This window comes from Paraburkholderia flagellata (genome assembly GCF_021390645.1).
GTDB lineage: Bacteria > Pseudomonadota > Gammaproteobacteria > Burkholderiales > Burkholderiaceae > Paraburkholderia > Paraburkholderia flagellata.
The window spans coordinates 2,634,728-2,655,996 of the sequence record NZ_JAJEJT010000001.1 but is presented as its reverse complement, the minus strand read 5'-3'; the positions used below and the strand labels follow the sequence as shown (position 1 = coordinate 2,655,996).

The window sequence follows — 21,269 nt, the reverse complement described above, 5'->3', positions numbered from 1 at the left end:
CAGGCCCAGATGCAAGCAGTTGACAGCTACATCGCGGCCACATCGTTACGGTAAAGAAAGCTATGCGAAAAGGCGAACAGACACGAGCCGCCATTCTGGATGCAGCACTCGACCTGGCAGGTCGCGATGGACTGGAAGGACTGACCATCGGCCTGCTCGCCGAGCGCATGCAGATGAGCAAGAGTGGCGTCTTCGCTCACTTCGGATCCCGGGAAGACCTGCAGGTCGAGGTGGTGCGCGAGTACCACCGTCGATTCGAGGAAGAAGTCTTCTTTCCGAGTTTGCGCGAGCCACGCGGTTTGCCGCGTCTGCGTGCGATGCTCTCGCGATGGTTCGAGAAGCGCATTCACGAAGTCACGACCGGCTGCATCTACATCAGCGGCGCCGTCGAGTACGACGACCGCGCGGACAGCCAGGTGCGCGAGCAACTGGTGGCGAGCGTGTCGATGTGGCGCGCGGCGCTCCTGAGGGCCATTTCGCAGGCAATTGAAGAAGGCCATTTGCGCAAGGAGACCGATCCCGCGCTGATGCTCTTCGAACTGTATAGCGTGACGCTCGGCCTGCATCACGACGGCCGCTTCCTGCATCTGCCGGATGCGGTCGAGCACACGTGGGCCGCGTTCGAGAAGCTGATTGTTTCGTATCAGAGCGAGACCCAGTAGCGCCTCGCCGCAACATCGAAGTCGCGGCGGCGCAAGCGGGACCCGAAGCTCAAATTTTGGAGAGAAGACATGGGACAGTACACCGCGCCGCTGCGCGACATGCAGTTCGTGCTGCACGAACTGCTGAACGTGGAAGGCGAAGTGAAGCAGATGCCGAAGCACGCCGACCTCGACGCCGACACCATCAACCAGGTGCTCGAAGAAGCCGGCAAATTCTGCTCCGAGGTGCTGTTTCCGCTGAACCAGGTCGGCGACCGTGAAGGCTGCACCTACGCCGGCGACGGCGTGGTCACCACGCCGACGGGCTTCAAGGAAGCATACAAACAATACGTCGAAGCCGGCTGGCCGGCGCTCGGCTGCGATCCCGAATACGGCGGCCAGGGCCTGCCCGCGTTCGTGAACAACGCGCTCTACGAAATGCTGAACTCGGCGAACCAGGCGTGGACCATGTACCCGGGTCTCTCGCATGGCGCCTACGAGTGTCTGCATGCACACGGCACGCCCGAACTCCAGAAGGCTTACCTGCCGAAGCTCGTCGAAGGCGTGTGGACCGGCACGATGTGCCTGACCGAGCCGCACTGCGGCACCGACCTCGGCATCCTGCGCACGAAGGCCGAGCCGAACGGCGACGGCTCGTACGCAATCACCGGCACGAAGATCTTCATCTCGAGCGGTGAGCACGACATGGCCGAGAACATCATCCACCTCGTGCTCGCGCGCCTGCCGGATGCGCCGCCGGGAACCAAGGGCATCTCGCTTTTCGTCGTGCCGAAGTTCATCCCCACGGCAGCGGGCGAAGTCGGTGAGCGCAATGGCATCAAGTGCGGCTCGATCGAGCACAAGATGGGCATTCACGGCAACGCGACCTGCGTCATGAATCTCGACAGCGCCAAGGGTTGGCTCGTTGGCGAACCGAACAAGGGCTTGAACGCCATGTTCGTGATGATGAACGCCGCGCGTCTGGGCGTCGGCATGCAAGGTCTTGGTCTTACCGAAGTTGCTTACCAGAACTCGCTCACGTACGCGAAAGAACGCCTGCAGATGCGTGCGCTGACCGGCCCGAAGGCGCCTGAAAAGGCCGCGGACCCGATCATCGTGCATCCGGACGTGCGCCGCATGCTGCTTACGCAAAAGGCCTGGGCCGAAGGCGCGCGCGCCTTCACCTACTGGTCCGCGCTCCAGATCGACAAGGAGCTTTCGCACGGCGACGAAGCCGAGCGCAAGGAAGCGGCCGACCTCGTCGCGCTGCTCACGCCGATCATCAAGGCCTTCCTCACCGACAACGCATTCGAGAGCACCAACCTCGGCATGCAGGTGTACGGCGGTCATGGTTTCATCTCGGAGTGGGGCATGGAGCAGTACGTGCGCGACGCGCGTATCAACCAGATCTACGAAGGCACGAACACGATCCAGTCGCTCGACCTGCTGGGCCGCAAGGTGCTGGGCGACATGGGCGCGAAGCTCAAGAAGTTCGGCAAGCTCGTGACGGATTTCGTCGAAGCCGAAGGCATCAAGCCGGAAATGCAGGAGTTCGTGAATCCGCTCGCCGACATCGGCGACAAGATGCAAAAGCTCACGATGGAAATCGGCATGAAGGCGATGCAGAATCCCGACGAAGTGGGCGCGGCCGCGGTGCCGTATCTGCGCACGGCGGGCCACCTCGTGTTCGCGTACTTCTGGGCGCGCATGGCGCGCATCGCGCTCGACAAGGAAAGCTCGGGCGATCCGTTTTACAAGTCGAAGCTGGCCACGGCGCGCTTCTACTTCGCGAAGTTGCTGCCCGAAACGGCGACCTCGATCCGCCAGGCGCGCGCGGGTTCGAAGACGCTGATGGAAGTCGACGAAGCGCTGTTCTAAAAGCCAACGGGCGCGCGCGTTTCAAGGGCGCGCCCGGTCAACACGATGTCCAGAGGCGGCGAGCGTTGAGGCACGCCGTCCTCACACCTCAATCCGCTCGACATTGCATACCCGCTGGAGGAACAACGTGAGCAACCTGAATATTCGCAAGGTGGCCGTGCTCGGCGCCGGCGTGATGGGCGCGCAGATCGCCGCGCACCTGATCAACGCCCGCGTCCCCGTGCTGCTGTTCGATCTGCCCGCGAAGGAAGGCCCGAAAAACGCCATCGCGCTCAAGGCAATCGAGACGCTCAAGAAGCTCTCGCCCGCGCCGTTCGGCGTGAAGGACGACGCGCAATACATCACGCCCGCGAACTACGAAGACGACATCGCCAAACTCGCGGAATGCGACGTGGTGATCGAGGCGATCGCCGAGCGCATGGACTGGAAGCACGACCTCTACAAGAAGGTCGCGCCGCATATCGGCCCGAACGCGATCTTCGCGACCAACACCTCGGGCCTTTCCATCACCGAACTCTCGCATGGCTTCGACGATGCGTTGAAGGCGCGCTTCTGCGGCGTGCACTTCTTCAACCCGCCGCGCTACATGCACCTCGTCGAGCTGATCCCGACGACGCAAACGAAGGCCGAAATCCTCGACCAGCTCGAATCGTTCCTGACGAGCGTGGTGGGCAAGGGCGTCGTGCGCGCGAAGGACACGCCGAACTTCATCGCGAACCGCGTAGGCGTGTTCTCGATCCTCGCGGTGATCGCCGAGGCGAAGAAGTTCGGACTGCGTTTCGACGAAGTCGATGACCTCACGGGCTCGCGCCTTGGCCGCGCGAAGTCGGCGACGTTCCGGACTGCTGACGTCGTGGGTCTCGACACGATGGCGCATGTCATCAAGACGATGCAGGACAACCTGAAGGACGATCCGTTCTTCCCGGTCTACGAAACGCCCGCCGTGCTCGCGGGTCTCGTCGCGAAGGGCGCGCTCGGCCAGAAGACGGGCGGCGGCTTCTATCGCAAGGAAGGCAAAGCGATCAAGGTGCTCGACGCGAACACGGGCGAGTATGTCGACGGCGGCGGCAAGGCCGACGAACTGGTTGGCCGCATCCTCAAGCGTCCGCCCGCCGAGCGCCTGAAGCTGCTGCGCGAAACGCAGCACCCGCAGGCGCAGTTCCTGTGGTCGATTTTCCGCGACGTGTTCCACTACATCGGCGTGCATCTGCAGTCGATCGCGGACAACGCGCGTGACGTCGATCTCGCGATCCGCTGGGGCTTCGGCTGGAACGAAGGCCCGTTCGAAGGCTGGCAGGCCGCGGGCTGGAAGCAGGTGGCCGAGTGGGTGAAGGAAGACATCGACGCAGGCAAGGCGCTGTCGAATGCGCCGCTGCCCGCCTGGGTGTTCGAAGGTGCGGTCGCAGCGAACGGCGGCGTGCATGGCGCGGACGGCTCGTGGTCGCCCGCCGAAGCGCGCTTCGTGCCGCGCTCGAATCTGCCGGTCTACGAGCGTCAGGTGTTCCGTGCGGCGCTGTTCGGTGAAACGAACGCACGCGATCCGAAGATCTACGGCAAGACGCTGTTCGAGAACGAAAACCTGCGCGCCTGGGTGGACGACCGCGCGGGCGAGGACGACGTCGTCATCGTCTCGTACAAGAGCAAGATGAACACGATGGGCCCGGGCCTGCTCGACTCGCTCGTGAAGGCCATCGACATCGCCGAAGACGGTTACAAGGGTCTCGTGATCTGGCAACCGACATCGCTCAAGCTCGGCGCGCCGGGCGGCCCGTTCTCGGCTGGCGCGAACCTCGAAGAGGCGATGCCCGCGTTCATGATGGGCGGCGCGAAGGGTATCGAGCCGTTCGTGAAGAAGTTCCAGGACACGATGCTGCGCGTGAAGTACGCGAACGTGCCGGTCATCACGGCGGTGTCGGGCATCGCGCTCGGCGGCGGCTGCGAAATCATGCTGCAAAGCGCGAAGCGTGTGGCGCACATCGAGAGCTATGTCGGCCTCGTGGAAGTGGGCGTGGGCCTCGTGCCCGCCGGCGGTGGCCTGAAGGAAGCGGCGATTCGTGCGGCCGAAGGCGCGCAGGCGATAGGCGCGGCGCCGAGCGATCTGCTCCGTTTCCTGCAGAAGTCGTTCGAAAACGCCGCGATGGCGAAGGTCTCGGCCTCGGCGCACGAAGCGCGCGCAATGGGCTATCTGAAGCCGTCGGACACCATCGTCTTCAACGTGTTCGAACTGCTCGACACGGCGAAAAAGGAAGCGCGCGCACTGAGCGCGGCGGGCTACCGCGCGCCGCTGCGCGCCACGCAGATTCCGGTGGCGGGCCGTTCGGCGATCTCGACCATCAAGGCGTCGCTCGTGAACATGCGCGATGGCCGCTTCATCAGCGATCACGACTTCCTGATCGCGAGCCGCATCGCGGAAGCGGTGTGCGGCGGCGACGTCGAGGCGGGCAGCCTCGTCGACGAAGAATGGCTGCTCAAGCTCGAGCGCCGTGCTTTCGTCGATCTGCTCGGCACGCAGAAGACGCAGGAACGCATCATGGGCATGCTGCAAACCGGCAAGCCGGTGCGCAACTAAGCGGCACGACGCACACCAGATACTGGAGTAAGAGATGAGCAAACAGTTGCAGGACGCCTACATCGTCGCCGCGAGCCGCACCCCCATCGGCAAGGCGCCGCGCGGCGTGTTCAAGAACACCCGCCCGGACGAGCTGCTCGTGCACGCGATCAAGTCGGCCGTCGCGCAGGTGCCTGGCCTCGACACGAGCGTGATCGAAGACGCGATCGTCGGCTGCGCGATTCCGGAAGCCGAGCAAGGCCTGAACGTGGCGCGTATCGGCGCGCTGCTCGCGGGCCTGCCGCAGAGCGTGGGCGGCGTGACCGTCAACCGCTTCTGCGCGTCGGGTCTCACGGCGCTTGCCATGGCCGCTGACCGTATCCGCGTGGGCGAATCCGACGCGATGATCGCGGGCGGCTGCGAGTCGATGAGCATGGTGCCGATGATGGGCAACAAGCCGTCGCTTTCGCCGCACATCTTCGATCGCAATGAAGACGTTGGCATTGCTTACGGCATGGGCCTGACCGCAGAGAAAGTGGCGGAGCGCTGGAAGGTGAGCCGCGAGGCGCAGGACGCGTTCTCGGTGGAATCGCATCGCCGCGCGCTCGCAGCGCAACAGGCGGGCGAGTTCAAGGACGAGATCGCGCCGTACACACTCGTCGAGCGCTTCCCGGATCTCGCTTCGGGCGAAGTCAAGGTGAAGGAACGCCTGATCGAGCTGGACGAAGGCCCGCGTGCCGATACGACGCTCGAAGGTCTCGCGAAGCTGCGCGCGGTGTTTGCGAACAAGGGCTCGGTCACGGCCGGCAATAGCTCGCAGACTTCGGATGGCGCGGGCGCGCTGATCGTCGTCTCCGAAAAGATCCTAAAGCAGTTCAACCTCACGCCGCTCGCGCGCTTCGTGAGCTTCGCGGTGCGCGGCGTGCCGCCGGAGATCATGGGCATCGGTCCGAAGGAAGCGATTCCGGCGGCGCTGAAGGCCGCCGGTCTCAAGCAGGACGATCTCGACTGGATCGAGCTGAACGAAGCGTTTGCCGCGCAGTCGCTGGCGGTGATCCAGGATCTGGGCCTCGATCCTTCGAAAATCAATCCGCTCGGCGGCGCGATTGCGCTGGGCCACCCGCTTGGCGCGACGGGCGCGATTCGCGCATCGACGGTCGTGCACGGCCTGCGCCGCCGCAACTACAAGTACGGCATGGTGACGATGTGCGTCGGCACCGGCATGGGTGCGGCAGGCATCATCGAACGGCTGTAAGCACTAGCGCCCAGGCATCATCGACACGGTTCGCAGACTTCACGGTCTGCGGACCGTTTTTCGTATCAGACCCAGGTGGGACCGGGGTAAGGCGCTCAAGCGCCAACTCCGGTCGACAGAGGAGACATTCGTATGAGCAACGAAATCCTGGTAGCACGCGAAAACGGCGTGCTCACGATCACCATCGACCGGCCCGCGCGCAAGAATGCGCTCACGCCCGCGATGTATCAGGCGATGACTGACGCGCTCACCGGCGCGAATGAGGATGCCTCGGTACGCGCGGTGCTGCTGGCCGGCCACGCCGAGATCTTCACGGCCGGCAACGACATCGAAGACTTCCTGAAGAGCCCGCCCGCAGGCGCCGACTCCCCCGTGATCCGCTTTCTCGACGCCATCTCGACATTCGAGAAGCCGCTCGTCGCAGCGGTGAAAGGGGCGGCGATCGGTGTCGGCACGACGTTGCTGCTGCATTGCGACATCGTCTACGCCGCCGACAACGCGCGCTTCGCCGTGCCGTTCTCGCAATTGGGGCTATGTCCCGAGGCGGCTTCGTCGCTCTTGCTGCCACGCATTGCGGGCTATCAGGGCGCGGCGGAAAAGCTGCTGCTCGGCGAAACCTTCGACGCGGCGGAAGCGCATCGCATGGGGTTCGTGAACCGTGTGCTGCCCGTCGCCGAGCTCGACGCGTTCGTCGCCGGGCAACTGGCGAAGCTCGTGGCGCTGCCCGCGTCGTCGCTGCGCGTGACGAAGTCGCTCATGAAGCGTGCGAGCGACCACGAGGTCAAGACACGCATGAGCGAAGAGTTCGTGCACTTCGGCAAGATGCTGCTCGCGCCCGAAGCGCGTGAAGCGTTCACGGCCTTCCTCGAAAAGCGCAGGCCGGATTTCCGGCAGTTCGACTAGGCCGCGAGCGCGAACTCAGGGTGACTCAGGCCGTTTCGTAATCGACATAGCCGGACTCGCGGCAAAAACTCACGAGCCGCAGTCCGGCGCGCCTGGCGATGGCGATGGCAAGCGAGGAGGGCGCAGAGATCGTCGCGACCATCGGAATGCCCACGCGCGCGGCCTTGCGCACCAGTTCGTAGCTCGCGCGGCTTGAGAGGAAGACGAAGCCCTGCTGCGTGTCGGCGCGCTCCATCACGAGCTGGCCGATGAGTTTGTCGAGCGCGTTGTGGCGGCCCACGTCTTCGAAGGCGCGCAGGATCGCGCCGTTTTCGTCACACCACGCGGCCGCGTGCAGCCCGCCCGTGAGCTTCGTGAGCGCCTGTTGATGCGGCAGTTCGCGTGCGGCGCGCGCGATGGCGTCCGGTGCCATGCGCGCGATGAAGCCGGTGTCGGGGACCTGTTCGGGCTCCAGATCGAGCAAGTCGATGCTCTCGATGCCGCACACGCCGCAGCCGCTGCGCCCGGCGAGCGCGCGGCGCTTTTCCTTGAGTTCGACGAACGCCTGCTGCACCACGGTCAAGTGCACTTCTGCGTGTGGAAGATCCGCTTCGTCGTGCCAGTACACCTCGATGTCCTGAATGTCGGCATTGCGCCCGACAATGCCTTCGGAGATCGCGAATCCCACGGCGAACGCGTCAAGGTCGCGCGGCGTGCACATCATGACCGCGTGCGAAATGCCGTTGAAGACGAGCGCGACGGGCCATTCCTGGCCCACGTGGTCCTCACGCGTTTCTACCGTGCCGCCGCGGTGCCGGTGCACGCGCAACTCGATGGCACCGGGTTGGCCTTCGTTTTCCAGGGGATTCGTCGCCGCGATCTGCGTGCGGGTTGCGGGGCTCATTGGCGGGCGGGTTGGGGTCGTCAAGCGTAAAACTCCATCAGTCCTTGTGCGGCACGGCACCGCAGCGCCGCCGGGGGGACGGCGGAGCCGCGCCGCGCGCGGAAGGTTCTAAAATACCTCAAGCGGGCCGCCCGCGCTTGTCTGCGCCTTTGCCCGCCTCGCGAGGATACCGCCATGGCATTGAACGAAGCTCCGCTGCTTTTCGGGTTCGAGGTCGACTCGTCCGAAAACCTCACCTATATCCCGATGTGCGTGCGCTTCAACCTGGATCGCTTTGGTCTGCGCATATCGCTCGCGCAATGGCAATTGCTGCCCTATGAGGATCGCCGGCTGCTGGCGTGTTTCCCCGTGGATGAAGACACGCTGATCGAGCCCAATTTCGACCACGCGCTCTTCGAGATGATGCGCACGCACGCCAACGTCGAGCCCGAATGGTTCGCGCCCGAAGAAGCGCCGCCCTGGCGCGACGTGAACGCGGTGCCGGGCGGCATTGCGCTTCAGTCCGAGCTTGCCAACCTGCAGGCGCCCGGCCTCGAGGAGTGGGCGCAGCTCGACCCGTTCCAGCGTTATGTGCTTGCGAAGCTCGCGCGCAAACCCGAGGGTAATCACGACTTCGCGCCGGCGATGCGCGAGTTCGGGCTGGCGGTGCCGCGGTGATTTTTAGCCGCTGATTCCCGCCGATCCGGGTCGCTCCAGAGTCATAGCCGACTCATAGCCGACCCATACTTGCTAACCGCGGCTGCGCCGCCGCGTGTCTTTTTCCGCGCCTTTCTCCCCATTTACCCTCAAGACAAGGCTGGCCGTGCCGTTATTTCGGGTTGGCGCGTCAGGCGCCGACCGGTCGCGCGCAGTCGTGACCCATCATCCCGCGCTCACGGCGCGGGCGCGAACGACGCTCGGCATTCATGAACCTTCTTTTTTCGAAGCGCCAACTCATCAATATGGCCGTCGTTACGGCGGCCGTCGGCGCGAACGCTTTTGTCGCGTGGACGCAGATCGACGGTCAGCGCCAGATCGACCTGCGCGCCAGCCAGGCTTCGACGATCCGTCACGACCTCGACCGCTATCGCGACGCGCTTGGCAGCGGCGTCAGCGCGCTGGGCCGTTTCGCGTTGCACGGACAGCCGGAGTCGGCTGCCGCGCACGAGGCGCGCGCCGCCATGCTCGACGAAACCGGCCGCGCACTGCGCGCGGAACTGGCTGGCAATGCCGACCTCGCAGCCCGTTTCGATGCGCTGGCGGAGGAGGCCGCCACAATTGCGAGCGAGATCGACGTGACGCTCGCGCGCGCAGAGCAGCGCGTCGCCGACGAGCGCGGGCAGGCTGCCGTGGCGCCGGCAAACGGGACCGCGCCAGCGCAGGCTGTGCCGGCGGACGGTGCGGCCAGCCAGGAATTCGGCACGGCCGTGCCCGCGAATGCCGCACGTTCGCCCGCAGCGCCATGGGGATCGCGCGAGGCGCTCGCCCGCAACGCCGCCGCCGCGAAGGCGGTTCAAACCGGGAGCGCCGCAGACGCGCGCAAGGCCGGCCATGTCGTGACCGGCACGATCTTGCCGCTGCACGCCGCGGCAGATGTGACGGCGAGCGCCGTGACGCTGGATACGCTCACGGTGGCGCCGCCCGGCACGAACAGTGTGGTAAGCAGCAGCGCGGCAACCAGCGCCCAGAATCCGATCACGGCGAGCGCCGCGCTGCCTGACGCGGCAACGCCTTCGCCCGCCGCAGTGCCCACCGCTGTGCCCGCAACCGGCGGCGAAGCGCCTTCGCCCGCCACTGCCGCGTGGCTCGCCGGCGAATACATCCGCATCGACAACCTCGTGGACCAACTCGACGGGCGGCTCGCGGCGCTGCAACGCGCGCAGGATCTGGCGCTCGCGGCCGCGCTCGCCGACTCGGCGCGCTCCGGCGGCCGCGCCCTGTGGCTGCTGATCGTGACGATGCTCGCGGGCGCAACGCTGCTCATCTACACCTTTGGCGCGCGCGAAAGCGCCGCCCGCGAAAAGCTGCGCGCCGTGAGCGGCATGCGCCTGCGCAGCGAGCGCTTTCAGGGTCTGTTCGACGCGCATCCGGTGCCGATGTACGTGTTCGACCGCGAGACGATGCGCTTTCTCGCAGTGAATACCGCCGCAATCCAGCAATACGGCTACAGCGAGGAAGAGTTCCTCGCGATGACGATCCGCGACATCCGTCCCGCAGAGGACATCTCGCGGCTCGAGCAACACCTCACGCGCTCGGACATGCTGACGCAGAACGTGCGCATGATGGCCGGCATCTGGCGCCATCGCCGCCGCGACGGCTCGATCATCAACGCCGACATCTCGCATCACTCGCTCACCTTCCTCGGCCGCGACGCCGTGTTCGTGCTCGCCGACGACGTCACCGAGCAGATCAAGGCCGAAGCGGAGGCGCAGCGCTCGAACCAGATGCTCGAGTCGGTGATCGACAACATCCCGCAGCGCATCTTCTGGAAGGACGCGCAATCGCGCTATCTCGGCTGCAACATGACCTTTGCGCGGGACGCGGGCCTTTCGTACCCGGAGCAGATCATCGGCAAGTCAGACGACGACTTGCCGTGGCGCGCCTACGCCGACGGCATGCGCGAACAGGATCGCGAGGTGATCGAGTCGGGCCTGCCGCGCATCAACTACGAGGACAACCTCACGATCGACGGCCTGCACCGCACGACGCTCACGAGCAAGCTGCCGCTGCTCGACGGCGACGGCGGCGTGATCGGCGTGCTCGGCTCGTACTCGGACACCACCGAGAGCAAGCGCGCCGACCTCGCGCTGCGCCTGCAAAGCCGCGCGCTCGACGCGTGCGTCAACGCCATTCTCATCACCGCGCCGGGTCCGGGCGGCAGCAATCTGATCGAGTACGCGAATCCTGCGTTTCGCCGCATCACGGGCTTCGATCCGGCCGAGGTGATCGGCCAGGACTGCCGCCTCCTGCAACGCGACGATCGCGATCAGGAGGGCCTCGTCGCGGTGCGCAAGGCGCTGCTTTCCAATCGCGAAGTGAGCGCCGTGCTGCGCAACTACCGCAAGGACGGCGTGCTCTTCTGGAACCAGCTGCTGATCGCGCCGGTGCCCGACCTCGATGGCCGCATCACGCATCACATCGGCATCATCAACGACGTGACCGAGCTGATCCGCTATCAGGAGCAGCTCGAATACCAGGCGAACTACGACAGCCTCACGCTGCTGCCCAACCGCAACCTGCTGCGCGACCGGCTTCAGCATGCGCTGCTCGCGGCGCAGCGGCACGACACGGGCGTGGCCGTGGTGTTCATCGACCTCGACGGTTTCAAGAACGTCAACGATAGTCTCGGCCATAGCGTGGGCGACCGTCTGCTGGGCGTGGTGGCCGAGCGGCTTCAACGTTGCACGCGCACGACCGACACGGTTGCGCGCCACGGCGGCGACGAGTTCGTGATCGTGCTCACCGACACCATCGACGAGAAGGCGCTGATCGGCTGGATGGAGCGGGCGCGCGCGCTGATCTCGGAGCCGGTGTGGATCGACGGCACCGAGCTGTACGTGGGCTGCAGCATGGGAGCGAGCGTCTTCCCGCAGGACGGTAACGACGCCGAAACGCTGATGAAGAAGGCCGACGTCGCGATGTACCGCGCGAAGGACATGGGCCGTAACACGTTCCAGTTCTTCCAGCCGGAAATGAACGCGAATGTGGGCGCGCGCCTGAATCTCGAACGGCGCTTGCGCCGCGCGCTGCGCGACAGCGAGTTCCTGCTGCACTACCAGCCGCAGGTCGAGATCGAGGGCGGCCGCATCGTCGGCATGGAGGCGCTCGTGCGCTGGCGCGACCCGGAAGCTGGGCTCGTGTCGCCTTCGCAGTTCATTCCCGTGGCTGAAGAAAGCGGCCTGATCGGCCCGCTTTCCGACTGGGTGCTGCGTGAGGCGTGCCGGCAAAATCGTGAGTGGCAACTCGCGGGGCTGCCGCCTGTGCGCGTTTCCGTGAACTTCTCGGCGAAGACGTTCCACCAGCGCGACATTGCGCAGCTCGTGAAGGACGTGTTGCAGGAAACCGGGCTGGAAGCCTGCTGGCTCGAAATCGAGTTGACCGAGAGCACGCTCATGCGCAATGCCGAAGAAGCCGTGTCGATGCTGAACGAGCTGCACGCGCTGGGCATCGGCATTGCCATCGACGACTTCGGCACGGGCTATTCGAGCCTCAGCTACCTGAAGCGTTTGCCTGTGGACCGGCTCAAGATCGACCGCTCGTTCGTGGCCGACATCGGCACGAGCAGCGACGACGAAACGATCACGGCGGCCATCATCGCGCTTGCGCACGAGTTGCAGTTGCAGGTGATTGCGGAAGGGGTGGAGACGTCGGCGCAATTCGCCTTCTTGCGCGATCGCGCGTGCGACGAGCTGCAGGGTTACTTCTTTGCGCCGCCGCTACCGGGCGACGAGGCCGCGGCGCTTTTGCGCGCGAGCGCAACGTACGAGGAAACGCCAGGGCTTGCGTGGACGGTTTGAGCCCGGCCCAACGGCCGGGCGTGGGCTGATTCGATCGCGGTTGCGTTCGTCGTTGCGTTCGCTTTTGTGTTATTCGATCGGCGGTAGCTGCCGCGGGCGACGGTCCGTGCCGGTCGCGACATAGGTGAGCGTGGCTTCCGTCACCTTCACGACCTCCTCCTGAAGGCGCATACGCTGCGCGTACACCTCGACCTCGACGGTCACCGAGGTGTTACCGGTCTTGACGATCTCGGCGTAGAAACTCAGCAGATCGCCGACGAACACCGGTTGCTTGAACACGAACGAGTTCACTGCGACGGTCGCGACGCGTCCGTTGGCGCGGCGGCTCGCCGGAATCGAACCGGCAATGTCGACCTGCGCCATGATCCAGCCGCCGAAGACGTCGCCGTGAACGTTGGCGTCCGAGGGTTGCGGCACGACGCGCAGCGCAGGCGATTTTTGGGGGAGCGGGAAGGAGTCGGTCATCGGGCTTCCATGAAAAGGGATCGAACGGCGGACGGCGCCAAGGAGCGGACTTGGGGCCGGCGTGGCGCGCTCAGCGGCGCGCGCCGCCTTCTGCGACAATACGTTGATCAGGAATTGTACGGGAAAGCATAAGGCGCGGCGCTCGGCTCGATTAGAGCCTTCCACCTTCGCCAAACCCGTCGCCGATAACCCCACATGACTCGCCGTGCCGCCTGCGCCGCGCCAGCCTCCGGTTCCTGAACCGGCTTTCGCGCGCCGCATTCCGCACGGCAATTCGCACGTTCTCGCTGCTCGCCCCATGCGCCGCTTTCCCGCTTCCAACGAACCCGCGCTGCCCGCCACCGGGCCGCGCAACGACTGGCAGACGATTCTCTCGCTGCTGCCGTACCTCACCGCGTACCGATGGCGCGTGGGGTTCGCGCTCACCTGCCTGATCGGCGCCAAGGTGGCCAACCTGGGCGTGCCGATCGTGATGAAGCACATCGTCGATGGCCTGGCTCCCGTGCGCCATCTCACCGCGCTCGGTCGCGCGGAGCACGCCCCGGGCATCGTGCTCGCGGGCGGCATTGGGCTGCTGGTGGTGGCTTACGCGGTGGTGCGCCTCTCGACATCGCTCTTCACCGAGCTGCGCGAAATCCTGTTTTCGAAAGTGACCGAGAGCGCCGTGCGCCAGCTCGCGCTCAAGGTGTTCCGCCATCTGCATGCGCTCTCGCTGCGCTTTCATCTCGAGCGGCAAACAGGCGGCATGTCGCGCGACATCGAGCGCGGCACGCGCGGCATCACGCAACTCATTTCCTACTCGCTCTACAGCATCCTGCCGACGCTCGTCGAAGTGGGCCTCGTGCTCGGCTTCTTCGTGGTGAAGTACGAGGCGTATTACGCGATCGTCACGCTCATCGCGCTCGTTGCGTACATCGTGTTCACGGTGAAGGTGACCGAGTGGCGCACGCATTTTCGCCGCACGATGAATGAACTCGATTCGCGCGCCAACGCGCGTGCGATCGATTCGCTCATCAACTACGAGACCGTGAAGTACTTCGGCAACGAAGAGTGGGAGACGAAGCGCTACGACGAAAACCTGCACCGCTACCGGCAGGCCGCGATCCGGTCGCAGCACTCACTTTCCGCGCTGAACTTCGGGCAGCAGGCGATCATCGGCACCGGGCTCGTGTTCATCCTCTGGCGCGCCACACAGGGCGTGATGGCAGGGCGGCTCACGCTCGGCGACCTCGTGCTCATCAACACGTTCATGCTGCAGCTCTACATTCCGCTGAATTTTCTCGGCGTGGTGTACCGCGAGCTCAAGCAAAGTCTCACCGACATGGACCGCATGTTCACGCTGCTCACCGTCGAGCGCGAAGTGGCCGACGTGCCCGGCGCGCAGGCGCTTGCGGTGCGTGGCGGCGAGGTGCGCTTTTCGCATGTGAATTTCGCGTATGAGCCGTCGCGTCAGATTCTGCGCGATCTGAGCTTCACGATTGCGGCGGGCACGACCACGGCCGTGGTCGGGCACAGCGGCTCGGGCAAGTCCACGCTCGCGCGGCTCCTGTTCCGGTTCTACGATCTCGACCGTGCCGATCCTGGCAACGACAGTGGCGCGATCACCATCGACGGCCAGGATATCCGCGACGTCACGCAGGATTCGCTGCGTGCTTCGATCGGCATCGTGCCGCAGGACACGGTGCTGTTCAACGACTCGATCTACTACAACATCGCCTACGGCCGCCCGACGGCGAGCCGCGAGGAAGTGATCGCGGCGGCGCGCGCGGCGCATATTCACGCGTTCATCGAAAGTCTGCCCAAGGGCTATGACACGCCCGTGGGCGAGCGCGGCCTCAAGCTTTCGGGCGGCGAGAAACAGCGCGTGGCGATCGCGCGCACACTGCTCAAGAATCCGCCGATTCTGCTGTTCGACGAGGCGACGTCAGCGCTCGATTCGCGCTCGGAGCGGGCCATCCAGCACGAACTCGACCAGATCGCGCGCGAGCGCACGACGCTCGTGATCGCGCACCGGCTCTCGACCGTCGTGCACGCGCAGCAGATCATCGTGATGGATCATGGGCGCATCGTCGAGCGCGGCACGCATGCGGAGTTGCTGCGCGCAGGCGGACACTATGCGCAGATGTGGGCGCTTCAGCAGCAGAAGGCGGCCGATGCGCCCCAGTCAGAACCGGGGCAAGTGGAATTGCCTGCGGCGGGCGGAAACTGAAACGCTCCGCGCGCAGGCGTTTGCGGGCTTTCAGCCGTGGTGCGCGTGAGTCGAATTTCGCAGCGCGGCGTCGAGCGCATCGAGCTGTGCGGGCGTGCCGACGTTTTCCCAAACGCCTTCGTAAAGCTCGCCGCTCACGCGTCCTTGCGCGATGGACTCGCGATAGTACGGTGTGAGCGCGCGCTTCGTGCCGGGCGCGAGATCGCGGAACATGCGCGTGTCATAGAGGCCGATATTGCCGAACGTGTAGCGCGGCGCGCCTTCGAGGGCGAGCCGGCCGTCATCGCTCAGCGCGAAGTCGCCCTTCGGGTGGAACGGCGGGTTCGGCACCATCACGAGATGCATGCCCGGCTGCGCTTGCGCCGCGAGCGCTTGCGCGTGCATGTTCAGGCGCGCGAAGTCGTAGGCGCTGTAGACGTCGCCGCTCACCGCGAGGAACACCTCGGGCGCGCCGTTCGACTCGAGGAGCGGCAGCGCCTGCGCAATGCCGCCCGCCGTTTCGAGCGCGTCGTGCTCGGCCGAATAGTGGAGCGTCACGCCAAAGCGCGCGCCGTCGCCGAGCGCGGATTCGATCTGCGCGCCGAGCCAGGCGTGGTTAATGACGATGCGCGTGTAGCCCGCCGCGGCGAGCCGCTCGATTTGCCACATGACAAGCGGTTTGCCGCCCACGGCGAGCAGCGGCTTCGGGCAGGTGTCGGTGAGCGGGCGCATGCGCTCGCCGCGTCCGGCGGCGAAGATCATGGCGGTGCGGCCGTGGCTCGCCGTGGCCGGCGTGTGATTCGATTGGGTCATGACGGCCCGCTTCAGAAGGTGTAAGCGACTTCGACGGCGCTGCCCTGCAGATCGTCGATGAGCCGTGCGAACGGGGCGAGCGGACGGTAGCGGTGCGCGACCTTGCTCGCGTAGCCGAGAAAGCGCGGCAGGTCGGCCATGTAATGCGGTTTGCTGTCGCGATAATTGATGCGGCAGAAAAGGCCCAGCACCTTGATGTGGCGCTGCAGACCCATCCACTCGAGCTGGCGGTAGAACTCGCCGAAGTCGGCGTCGACAGGCAGTCCCGCCTTCTTTGCTCGCTCCCAGTAATGCGCGAAGCAGTCGAGCTCGAACTCTTCGTCCCAGCTCAGAAACGCGTCGCGCAGCAGCGAGACGACGTCGTAGGTGATCGGGCCATACACCGCGTCCTGGAAGTCGAGCACGCCGGGGTTGGGCGTCGCGATCATCAGGTTGCGGGGCATGAAGTCGCGCAGCATGTAGCTTTGCGGCTGCGCGCGGGCGCTCGCCACGAGCAGCGCGAAGGTGCGATCGAGTACGCCGCGCGTGGCTTCGTCCACCTTACGGCCCAGATGGCGCTCCAGATACCACTCGGGCATCAGCTCCATCTCGCGGCGCATGAAGGCTTCGTCGAAGTCCGGCAGCACGCCTGGCTGCGAGCTCAACTGCCAGCGGATCAACGCGTCGATGGCGTCGCGCATCAGTTCACGCGAGCGTGCGCCGGGGCCGGCTTCCTGCAGCGTTTTCAGGTAGGGCGCGGTGCCGAGATCGGTCACGAGCATGAAGCCCGCGTCGAAATCGGCTTCGAGCACGCGCGGCACGTGTACGCCGGCGGCCTCGAGCATTTGCGCGATCTGGGCGAATTCGCGGCTTTTCTCGGGCGGCGGCGCGTCGACGGCGATCAGCGTCGCGCCGTGCGCGCCCGCGCTCGCGAGGCGGAAATAGCGCCGAAAGCTCGCGTCGGCCGAGGCGGGCGCGAGCGTTGCGAGGTCGAGGGCGTACGGCTCGGCGTGGCTGCCGAGCCAGGCGGCGAGCAGGTCGCGGCGATTGTCGCCCGGGGATGCGGCCGGGGATGCGGCGGGGGAATGCGCGGCGGAAAAGGTCATGAAAGCCAGAGGCAAAATCAGTGGATCAACGTCTTGCCATATAATACCCCACGACTTTTTTGACGCGACTCGCGCCAAAGCCCGCATGACGGTTCGCTCGCCGCATTCATCGTCGCTCCAGGGTTCGATGAATTGTAATTAATTGTTTGCAGCCCGGCCTCGATCCGGTTCATCGGGAGGCGGGTGCTCAGGCGGGCCACCATCATGGAGAGGGCAGGCGGCCGGGCCGATTCGCCAAAACCATACATGCCGCCCAGACAGTTTTTCCAGACGATCTCCCATAGTGACGACGGCGTGCCGGGCAAGCGGCGGCTCATCGCGGCACTCCTGGCCGTACCGGGTCTGGTGCCCGCGCTCGCGCACGCCCAGCTCTCGGGCGCGGCCGCGCAGCCCCAGCAGCTGGACGGCCCGTGGAGCCTGCGGCTCGCGCCGCAACTCGAGGATCACCCCAACGCGTCGGGCCAGCACCCGGCAACCTTCGTGCTTGGCGATTCGACGACCGGCACGGTGGACACCGACCTCGCGGTGAAAGGCGCAGCAGAACTGCGCCAAGGGACGAACCGGGTGAAGGGCGACGCCCTGCACTACGACCAGGACACCGACATGGCCAACGCCTACGGCAATGTCGTGGTCGTGCAGAGCGGCACGACGTTCACGGGGCCCGAGGCGCATTTGAAGGTCGAGGCGAACGAGGGCTTCATGCCCGCGCCGAAGTACCACTTCACGCTCACGGGCGGCTCGGGCAGCGCCGCGCGCGCCGACCTGCTGGACAGCGAGCGTTCGGTGCTCACGACCGGCACCTACACGGCGTGCCACTGCTCGACCAATCCGGCCTGGTACATCAAGGGCAGCGAGTTCGATTTCGACACCGGCAGCGACGAAGGCGTCGCGCACAACGCCGTGCTGTTCTTCCAGAACGTGCCGATTTTCGCGAGCCCGTGGCTGTCGTTCCCGCTTTCGGGCGACCGCCGCAGCGGCCTGTTGCCGCCGACGTTCTCCGTCAGTTCGACGAACGGCTACGAAATCTCGCTGCCGTATTACTTCAACATCGCGCCGAACCGCGACTTCACGTTCACGCCTGAGATCATCTCGAAGCGTGGCGTGTTCCTGCAGGGCAACTACCGGTATCTCTCGACGAATTACTCGGGATCGATCACAGGGACGTTCCTGCCGGACGACGCGATCACGAAGACAAACCGCTACGCGCTGTTCATCCAGCACAACCAGAACTTCGGCAACGGGTTCGGCGGCTACGTCTACTACAACAAGGTCTCGGACAACACCTATCCGTCGGACCTGTCGTCTCCGGCCAACCAGTTCCTGAACGGCACGCAGACGCTGTACCAGCAGGAAGCCGGCCTCACGTACAACAACGGGCCTTGGTCCGTGCTCGGCCGCTACCAGCACTGGCAGGTGGTTGAGTCGTCGACGCCGCCGTATGGCCGCGAGCCGCAGTTGAACGTGAAGTACGCGAAGTACAACGTCGGCGGCTTCGACTACGGCATGGAAGCCGACTATTCGCGCTTCCGCATCACGGAAGACAATGCGACCGAAGGCGACCGCGTCGTCTTCAATCCGTACCTGTCGTATTCGTTGATGGGGCCGGGTTACTTCGTCACGCCGAAGGTTCAGTGGCACTTCGCGTCGTACAACCTGAGCAACATCGGGCCGCCGGGCACGACCTTCGGTTCGCCCGCGGGCACGCCGAAGAGCTTCACCGAATCGATCCCGACCTTCAGCTTCGACACGGGCCTCGTGTTCGACCGCTCGGTGCACCTGTTCGGCCAGGATTACATCCAGACGCTCGAACCACGCCTGTACTACGTGTACACGCCGTACCGCAACCAGCAGTTCGCGCCCCTTTTCGATACCGCCGAGTCGGACTTCGGCCTCGCGGAAATCTTCACGCCGAACACCTTCGTTGGTAACGACCGTATTGCCGACGCGAACCGCATTACGGCCGCGCTCACCACGCGTTTCATCGACCCGGCTTCGGGCGACGAGCGCGCGCGCTTCGTGATCGCGCAGCAGTACTACTTCCAGGATCAGCGCGTCACGCTCAACTCCGGCGAAAGCACGAGTCAGGCGACGCATTCGGACCTGATTGCGGGCGCCGCCCTGAAAATCGGGGCCGGTTTCGCTTCGGAAACGGCGTTCCAATATAATGCCGACAGCAACCAGCTCACGAAGGCGAGCATCGGTTTCGGGTACAGCCCGGGAACGAGCCGCGTGCTGAACGTGGCCTACCGCTACACGCGCGCGAACACCACGCTGGATTTCCAGCCGATCAACCAGATTCTGATCTCGGCTCAATGGCCGTTCTCGCACCGGGTGTACGCCGTAGGCCGCTTCAACTACGATCTGAACGGCCATCGGATCGTCGACGGCCTGGTCGGCATGCAGTACGACGCCGATTGCTGGGTGCTCGGGGTCGGCCTGCAGCGCTACGCGAACGGGCTCAATACGTCGGGCACGCCGAATTCGTCAACGCGGTTTCTCGCGCAGCTCACGCTCAAGGGACTGTCGAACGTCGACAACGGGTTGGTGGCGGCGTTCAGGACCGCAGTGCCGGGGTACACGCAGCTGCCGGGTCAGGCGCCGCCGGATTCGCGCTTCACTGATTATCAATAACGCGTGATCCGGCGCGCATTGCATAGCGCAAGGCGCCTCGGGGCAACGCGGTGTCGGTTGCATAGAGACGGGCGAAGCGTGCCCGCCAACATTGGAGTATCTGTGGGAATCATGAAAAAGCTTCGCCTGGCAGCGTACGCTGCGAGTCTCTTCGCCGTCGCAGGCGTGTTGCCGGCCGCGCCGGCGCAAGCTCAAGGTCTCGCGGCTGGCAACGGCCAGACGGTCGACACGATCGCCGCAGTCGTCAATGACGGCGTGATCACGCAGCGCGAGCTCGACAGCCGCGCCGAAATGATTGCTCACCGGCTGCAGCAGCAAAACGCGCCGGTTCCGCCGCAGGACCAGTTGCGCGCGCAGGTGCTCAACCAGATGGTCCTCGAGCGCATCCAGCTCCAGAAGGCCAAGGAAGACGGCATCGCCGTCGACGACGCCGCCGTGCAGCGCACGCTCGAGCGCCTCGCCCAGGCCAACGGCATGGATCTCGCCACCTATCGCGCACGCATCGAGGCGGCCGGCGTGCCTTGGACCACGTTCATGCGCGACGCGCGCACCGAACTCACGCTCTCGAAGCTGCGTGAGAAGGAAGTGGACAGCAAGGTCACGGTGTCCGACGCCGAAGTCGCGAACTACATCGCGAGCCAGCGCGGACCGAACGCAGGCCAGTCGAGCGATCTGCACTTCCAGCACATCTTCATCAAGGCGCCGCTGAACGCCTCGGAAACCGACATCGAAGCCGCACAGGCGAAGGCGAATGCGCTGCTCAAGGAAGCCCAGTCGGGTAGCAAGTTCGAGAGCATCGCGAAGTCGAACTCGCAGGCGAGCGACGCAAGCAAGGGTGGCGACATGGGCTTCCTGCCGCAGTCGAAGCTGCCGCCCGAGTTCGTGACCGCCGCTTCCACGTTGCGTCCGGGCGAGGTGAACCCCACGGTGATCCGCACCAACGACGGCTTCGAGATCGTACGCCTCGTCGAGCGCCGCCAGGGCCAGGGCACGGCCGCCGACGCGCCCAAGCTCGTGCAAACGCACGTGCGCCACATCCTGCTGCGTGTGGGCGACGGCATGTCCGAACCCCAGGCGCGCCAGAAGCTGCTCGAAATCCGCCAGGAAATCGCGGCGGGCGGCGACTTCGCCAAGTTCGCGCGCACCTACTCGCAGGACGGCTCGGCTTCGCAGGGCGGCGACCTCGGCTGGATCAGCCCGGGCGAAACCGTGCCTGAATTCGAACGTGCCATGAACACGCTGCAGGACGGCCAGTTGAGCGAGCCGGTACGCACCGAGTACGGCTACCACCTGATCCAGGTGATCGGCCGCCGCGACGCCGAAGGCTCGATCGCGCAGCAAATGGAACTTGCGCGCCAGGCCATCGGCCAGCGCAAGGCGGAGCAGGCTTACGCCGACTGGCTGCGGCAGCTGCGCGACAGTGCCTACGTCGATTACAAGATCGCGGGCATGACGCCGCCGCACAACTAAGCGCAGTCACCCA

15 protein-coding genes are annotated in these 21,269 nt (G+C 65.3%); 10 read left to right on the top strand and 5 right to left on the bottom strand.

Annotated features, from left to right (window positions below; translation table 11 throughout):
• The first annotated feature begins 62 nt into the window (after window positions 1-62).
• The 5 genes from L0U83_RS11880 (at window position 63) to L0U83_RS11860 (ending at window position 7,225) form a co-directional block, all read left to right on the top strand.
• Window positions 63-662: a TetR/AcrR family transcriptional regulator gene (locus L0U83_RS11880; RefSeq protein WP_233882901.1), complete on the top strand. Its 600-nt coding sequence runs from the start codon at window positions 63-65 to the stop codon at window positions 660-662.
• Between the two features lie 69 nt (window positions 663-731).
• Window positions 732-2,519, top strand: a complete 1,788-nt coding sequence (locus L0U83_RS11875) for an acyl-CoA dehydrogenase C-terminal domain-containing protein (protein WP_233882900.1) — start codon at window positions 732-734, stop codon at window positions 2,517-2,519.
• Between the two features lie 127 nt (window positions 2,520-2,646).
• Complete coding sequence (locus L0U83_RS11870) at window positions 2,647-5,088, top strand: 3-hydroxyacyl-CoA dehydrogenase/enoyl-CoA hydratase family protein (protein WP_233882899.1); 2,442 nt, start codon at window positions 2,647-2,649, stop codon at window positions 5,086-5,088.
• Window positions 5,089-5,122: 34 nt separating this feature from the next.
• Window positions 5,123-6,322 carry an acetyl-CoA C-acyltransferase gene (locus tag L0U83_RS11865; RefSeq protein WP_201695240.1) on the top strand — a complete coding sequence of 400 codons (1,200 nt, stop codon included), beginning with the start codon at window positions 5,123-5,125 and terminating at the stop codon, window positions 6,320-6,322.
• A gap of 132 nt (window positions 6,323-6,454) precedes the next feature.
• Window positions 6,455-7,225, top strand: coding sequence for an enoyl-CoA hydratase (locus L0U83_RS11860; RefSeq protein ID WP_233882898.1), 771 nt, complete (start codon window positions 6,455-6,457; stop codon window positions 7,223-7,225).
• 25 nt (window positions 7,226-7,250) lie between these two features.
• Here L0U83_RS11860 and fdhD read toward each other — a convergent pair whose 3' ends face one another.
• Window positions 7,251-8,108 carry a formate dehydrogenase accessory sulfurtransferase FdhD gene (fdhD, locus tag L0U83_RS11855; protein ID WP_233883889.1) on the bottom strand — a complete coding sequence of 286 codons (858 nt, stop codon included), beginning with the start codon at window positions 8,106-8,108 and terminating at the stop codon, window positions 7,251-7,253.
• Window positions 8,109-8,282: 174 nt separating this feature from the next.
• Between fdhD and L0U83_RS11850 the strand changes: the two genes are divergently transcribed.
• Window positions 8,283-8,765, top strand: a complete 483-nt coding sequence (locus L0U83_RS11850; protein WP_233882897.1) for a nitrate reductase associated protein — start codon at window positions 8,283-8,285, stop codon at window positions 8,763-8,765.
• A 248-nt stretch (window positions 8,766-9,013) separates the two neighbouring features.
• Complete coding sequence (locus tag L0U83_RS11845) at window positions 9,014-12,604, top strand: EAL domain-containing protein (RefSeq protein WP_233882896.1); 3,591 nt, start codon at window positions 9,014-9,016, stop codon at window positions 12,602-12,604.
• A gap of 69 nt (window positions 12,605-12,673) precedes the next feature.
• On the opposite strand, the gene L0U83_RS11840 is transcribed toward L0U83_RS11845, so the two are convergent.
• Window positions 12,674-13,069, bottom strand: a complete 396-nt coding sequence (locus L0U83_RS11840) for an acyl-CoA thioesterase (protein ID WP_233883887.1) — start codon at window positions 13,067-13,069, stop codon at window positions 12,674-12,676.
• A gap of 298 nt (window positions 13,070-13,367) precedes the next feature.
• Here L0U83_RS11840 and L0U83_RS11835 point away from each other — a divergent pair, with 298 nt between their 5' ends.
• Window positions 13,368-15,278, top strand: a complete 1,911-nt coding sequence (locus L0U83_RS11835; protein WP_233882895.1) for an ABCB family ABC transporter ATP-binding protein/permease — start codon at window positions 13,368-13,370, stop codon at window positions 15,276-15,278.
• Between the two features lie 30 nt (window positions 15,279-15,308).
• On the opposite strand, the gene murU is transcribed toward L0U83_RS11835, so the two are convergent.
• From murU to L0U83_RS11820, 3 genes are all read right to left on the bottom strand, one after another.
• A complete protein-coding gene (gene murU / locus L0U83_RS11830) occupies window positions 15,309-16,019 on the bottom strand; it encodes an N-acetylmuramate alpha-1-phosphate uridylyltransferase MurU (protein WP_233883886.1) in 711 nt (236 codons plus the stop codon).
• A 62-nt stretch (window positions 16,020-16,081) separates the two neighbouring features.
• Complete coding sequence (locus L0U83_RS11825) at window positions 16,082-17,155, bottom strand: aminoglycoside phosphotransferase family protein (protein ID WP_373321029.1); 1,074 nt, start codon at window positions 17,153-17,155, stop codon at window positions 16,082-16,084.
• 17 nt (window positions 17,156-17,172) lie between these two features.
• The gene (locus tag L0U83_RS11820; RefSeq protein ID WP_233883949.1) at window positions 17,173-17,472 is read right to left on the bottom strand and encodes a hypothetical protein; all 300 of its coding nucleotides are present in this window, start codon (window positions 17,470-17,472) and stop codon (window positions 17,173-17,175) included.
• Between L0U83_RS11820 and L0U83_RS11815 the strand changes: the two genes are divergently transcribed.
• Together L0U83_RS11815 and L0U83_RS11810 are read left to right on the top strand one after the other, a co-directional pair.
• Window positions 17,402-19,786: an LPS-assembly protein LptD gene (locus tag L0U83_RS11815; protein ID WP_233882894.1), complete on the top strand. Its 2,385-nt coding sequence runs from the start codon at window positions 17,402-17,404 to the stop codon at window positions 19,784-19,786. The two genes, L0U83_RS11820 and L0U83_RS11815, sit on opposite strands and share 71 nt — an antisense overlap.
• 111 nt (window positions 19,787-19,897) lie before the next feature.
• Complete coding sequence (locus L0U83_RS11810) at window positions 19,898-21,256, top strand: peptidylprolyl isomerase (RefSeq protein WP_267939235.1); 1,359 nt, start codon at window positions 19,898-19,900, stop codon at window positions 21,254-21,256.
• Window positions 21,257-21,269: the final 13 nt, after the last annotated feature.

What these genes read in the sequence shown, in the direction of transcription:
- L0U83_RS11880 (WP_233882901.1), top strand. Translation starts at nt 63, where the DNA reads ATGCGAAAAGGCGAACAGACACGAGCCGCCATTCTGGATGCAGCACTC.
- L0U83_RS11875 (WP_233882900.1), top strand. Translation starts at nt 732, where the DNA reads ATGGGACAGTACACCGCGCCGCTGCGCGACATGCAGTTCGTGCTGCAC.
- L0U83_RS11865 (WP_201695240.1), top strand. Translation starts at nt 5,123, where the DNA reads ATGAGCAAACAGTTGCAGGACGCCTACATCGTCGCCGCGAGCCGCACC.
- L0U83_RS11860 (WP_233882898.1), top strand. Translation starts at nt 6,455, where the DNA reads ATGAGCAACGAAATCCTGGTAGCACGCGAAAACGGCGTGCTCACGATC.
- fdhD (WP_233883889.1), bottom strand. Translation starts at nt 8,108, where the DNA reads ATGAGCCCCGCAACCCGCACGCAGATCGCGGCGACGAATCCCCTGGAA.
- L0U83_RS11850 (WP_233882897.1), top strand. Translation starts at nt 8,283, where the DNA reads ATGGCATTGAACGAAGCTCCGCTGCTTTTCGGGTTCGAGGTCGACTCG.
- L0U83_RS11845 (WP_233882896.1), top strand. Translation starts at nt 9,014, where the DNA reads ATGAACCTTCTTTTTTCGAAGCGCCAACTCATCAATATGGCCGTCGTT.
- L0U83_RS11840 (WP_233883887.1), bottom strand. Translation starts at nt 13,069, where the DNA reads ATGACCGACTCCTTCCCGCTCCCCCAAAAATCGCCTGCGCTGCGCGTC.
- L0U83_RS11835 (WP_233882895.1), top strand. Translation starts at nt 13,368, where the DNA reads ATGCGCCGCTTTCCCGCTTCCAACGAACCCGCGCTGCCCGCCACCGGG.
- murU (WP_233883886.1), bottom strand. Translation starts at nt 16,019, where the DNA reads ATGATCTTCGCCGCCGGACGCGGCGAGCGCATGCGCCCGCTCACCGAC.
- L0U83_RS11825 (WP_373321029.1), bottom strand. Translation starts at nt 17,155, where the DNA reads ATGACCTTTTCCGCCGCGCATTCCCCCGCCGCATCCCCGGCCGCATCC.
- L0U83_RS11815 (WP_233882894.1), top strand. Translation starts at nt 17,402, where the DNA reads ATGCCGCCCAGACAGTTTTTCCAGACGATCTCCCATAGTGACGACGGC.
- L0U83_RS11820 (WP_233883949.1), bottom strand. Translation starts at nt 17,472, where the DNA reads ATGAGCCGCCGCTTGCCCGGCACGCCGTCGTCACTATGGGAGATCGTC.
- L0U83_RS11810 (WP_267939235.1), top strand. Translation starts at nt 19,898, where the DNA reads ATGAAAAAGCTTCGCCTGGCAGCGTACGCTGCGAGTCTCTTCGCCGTC.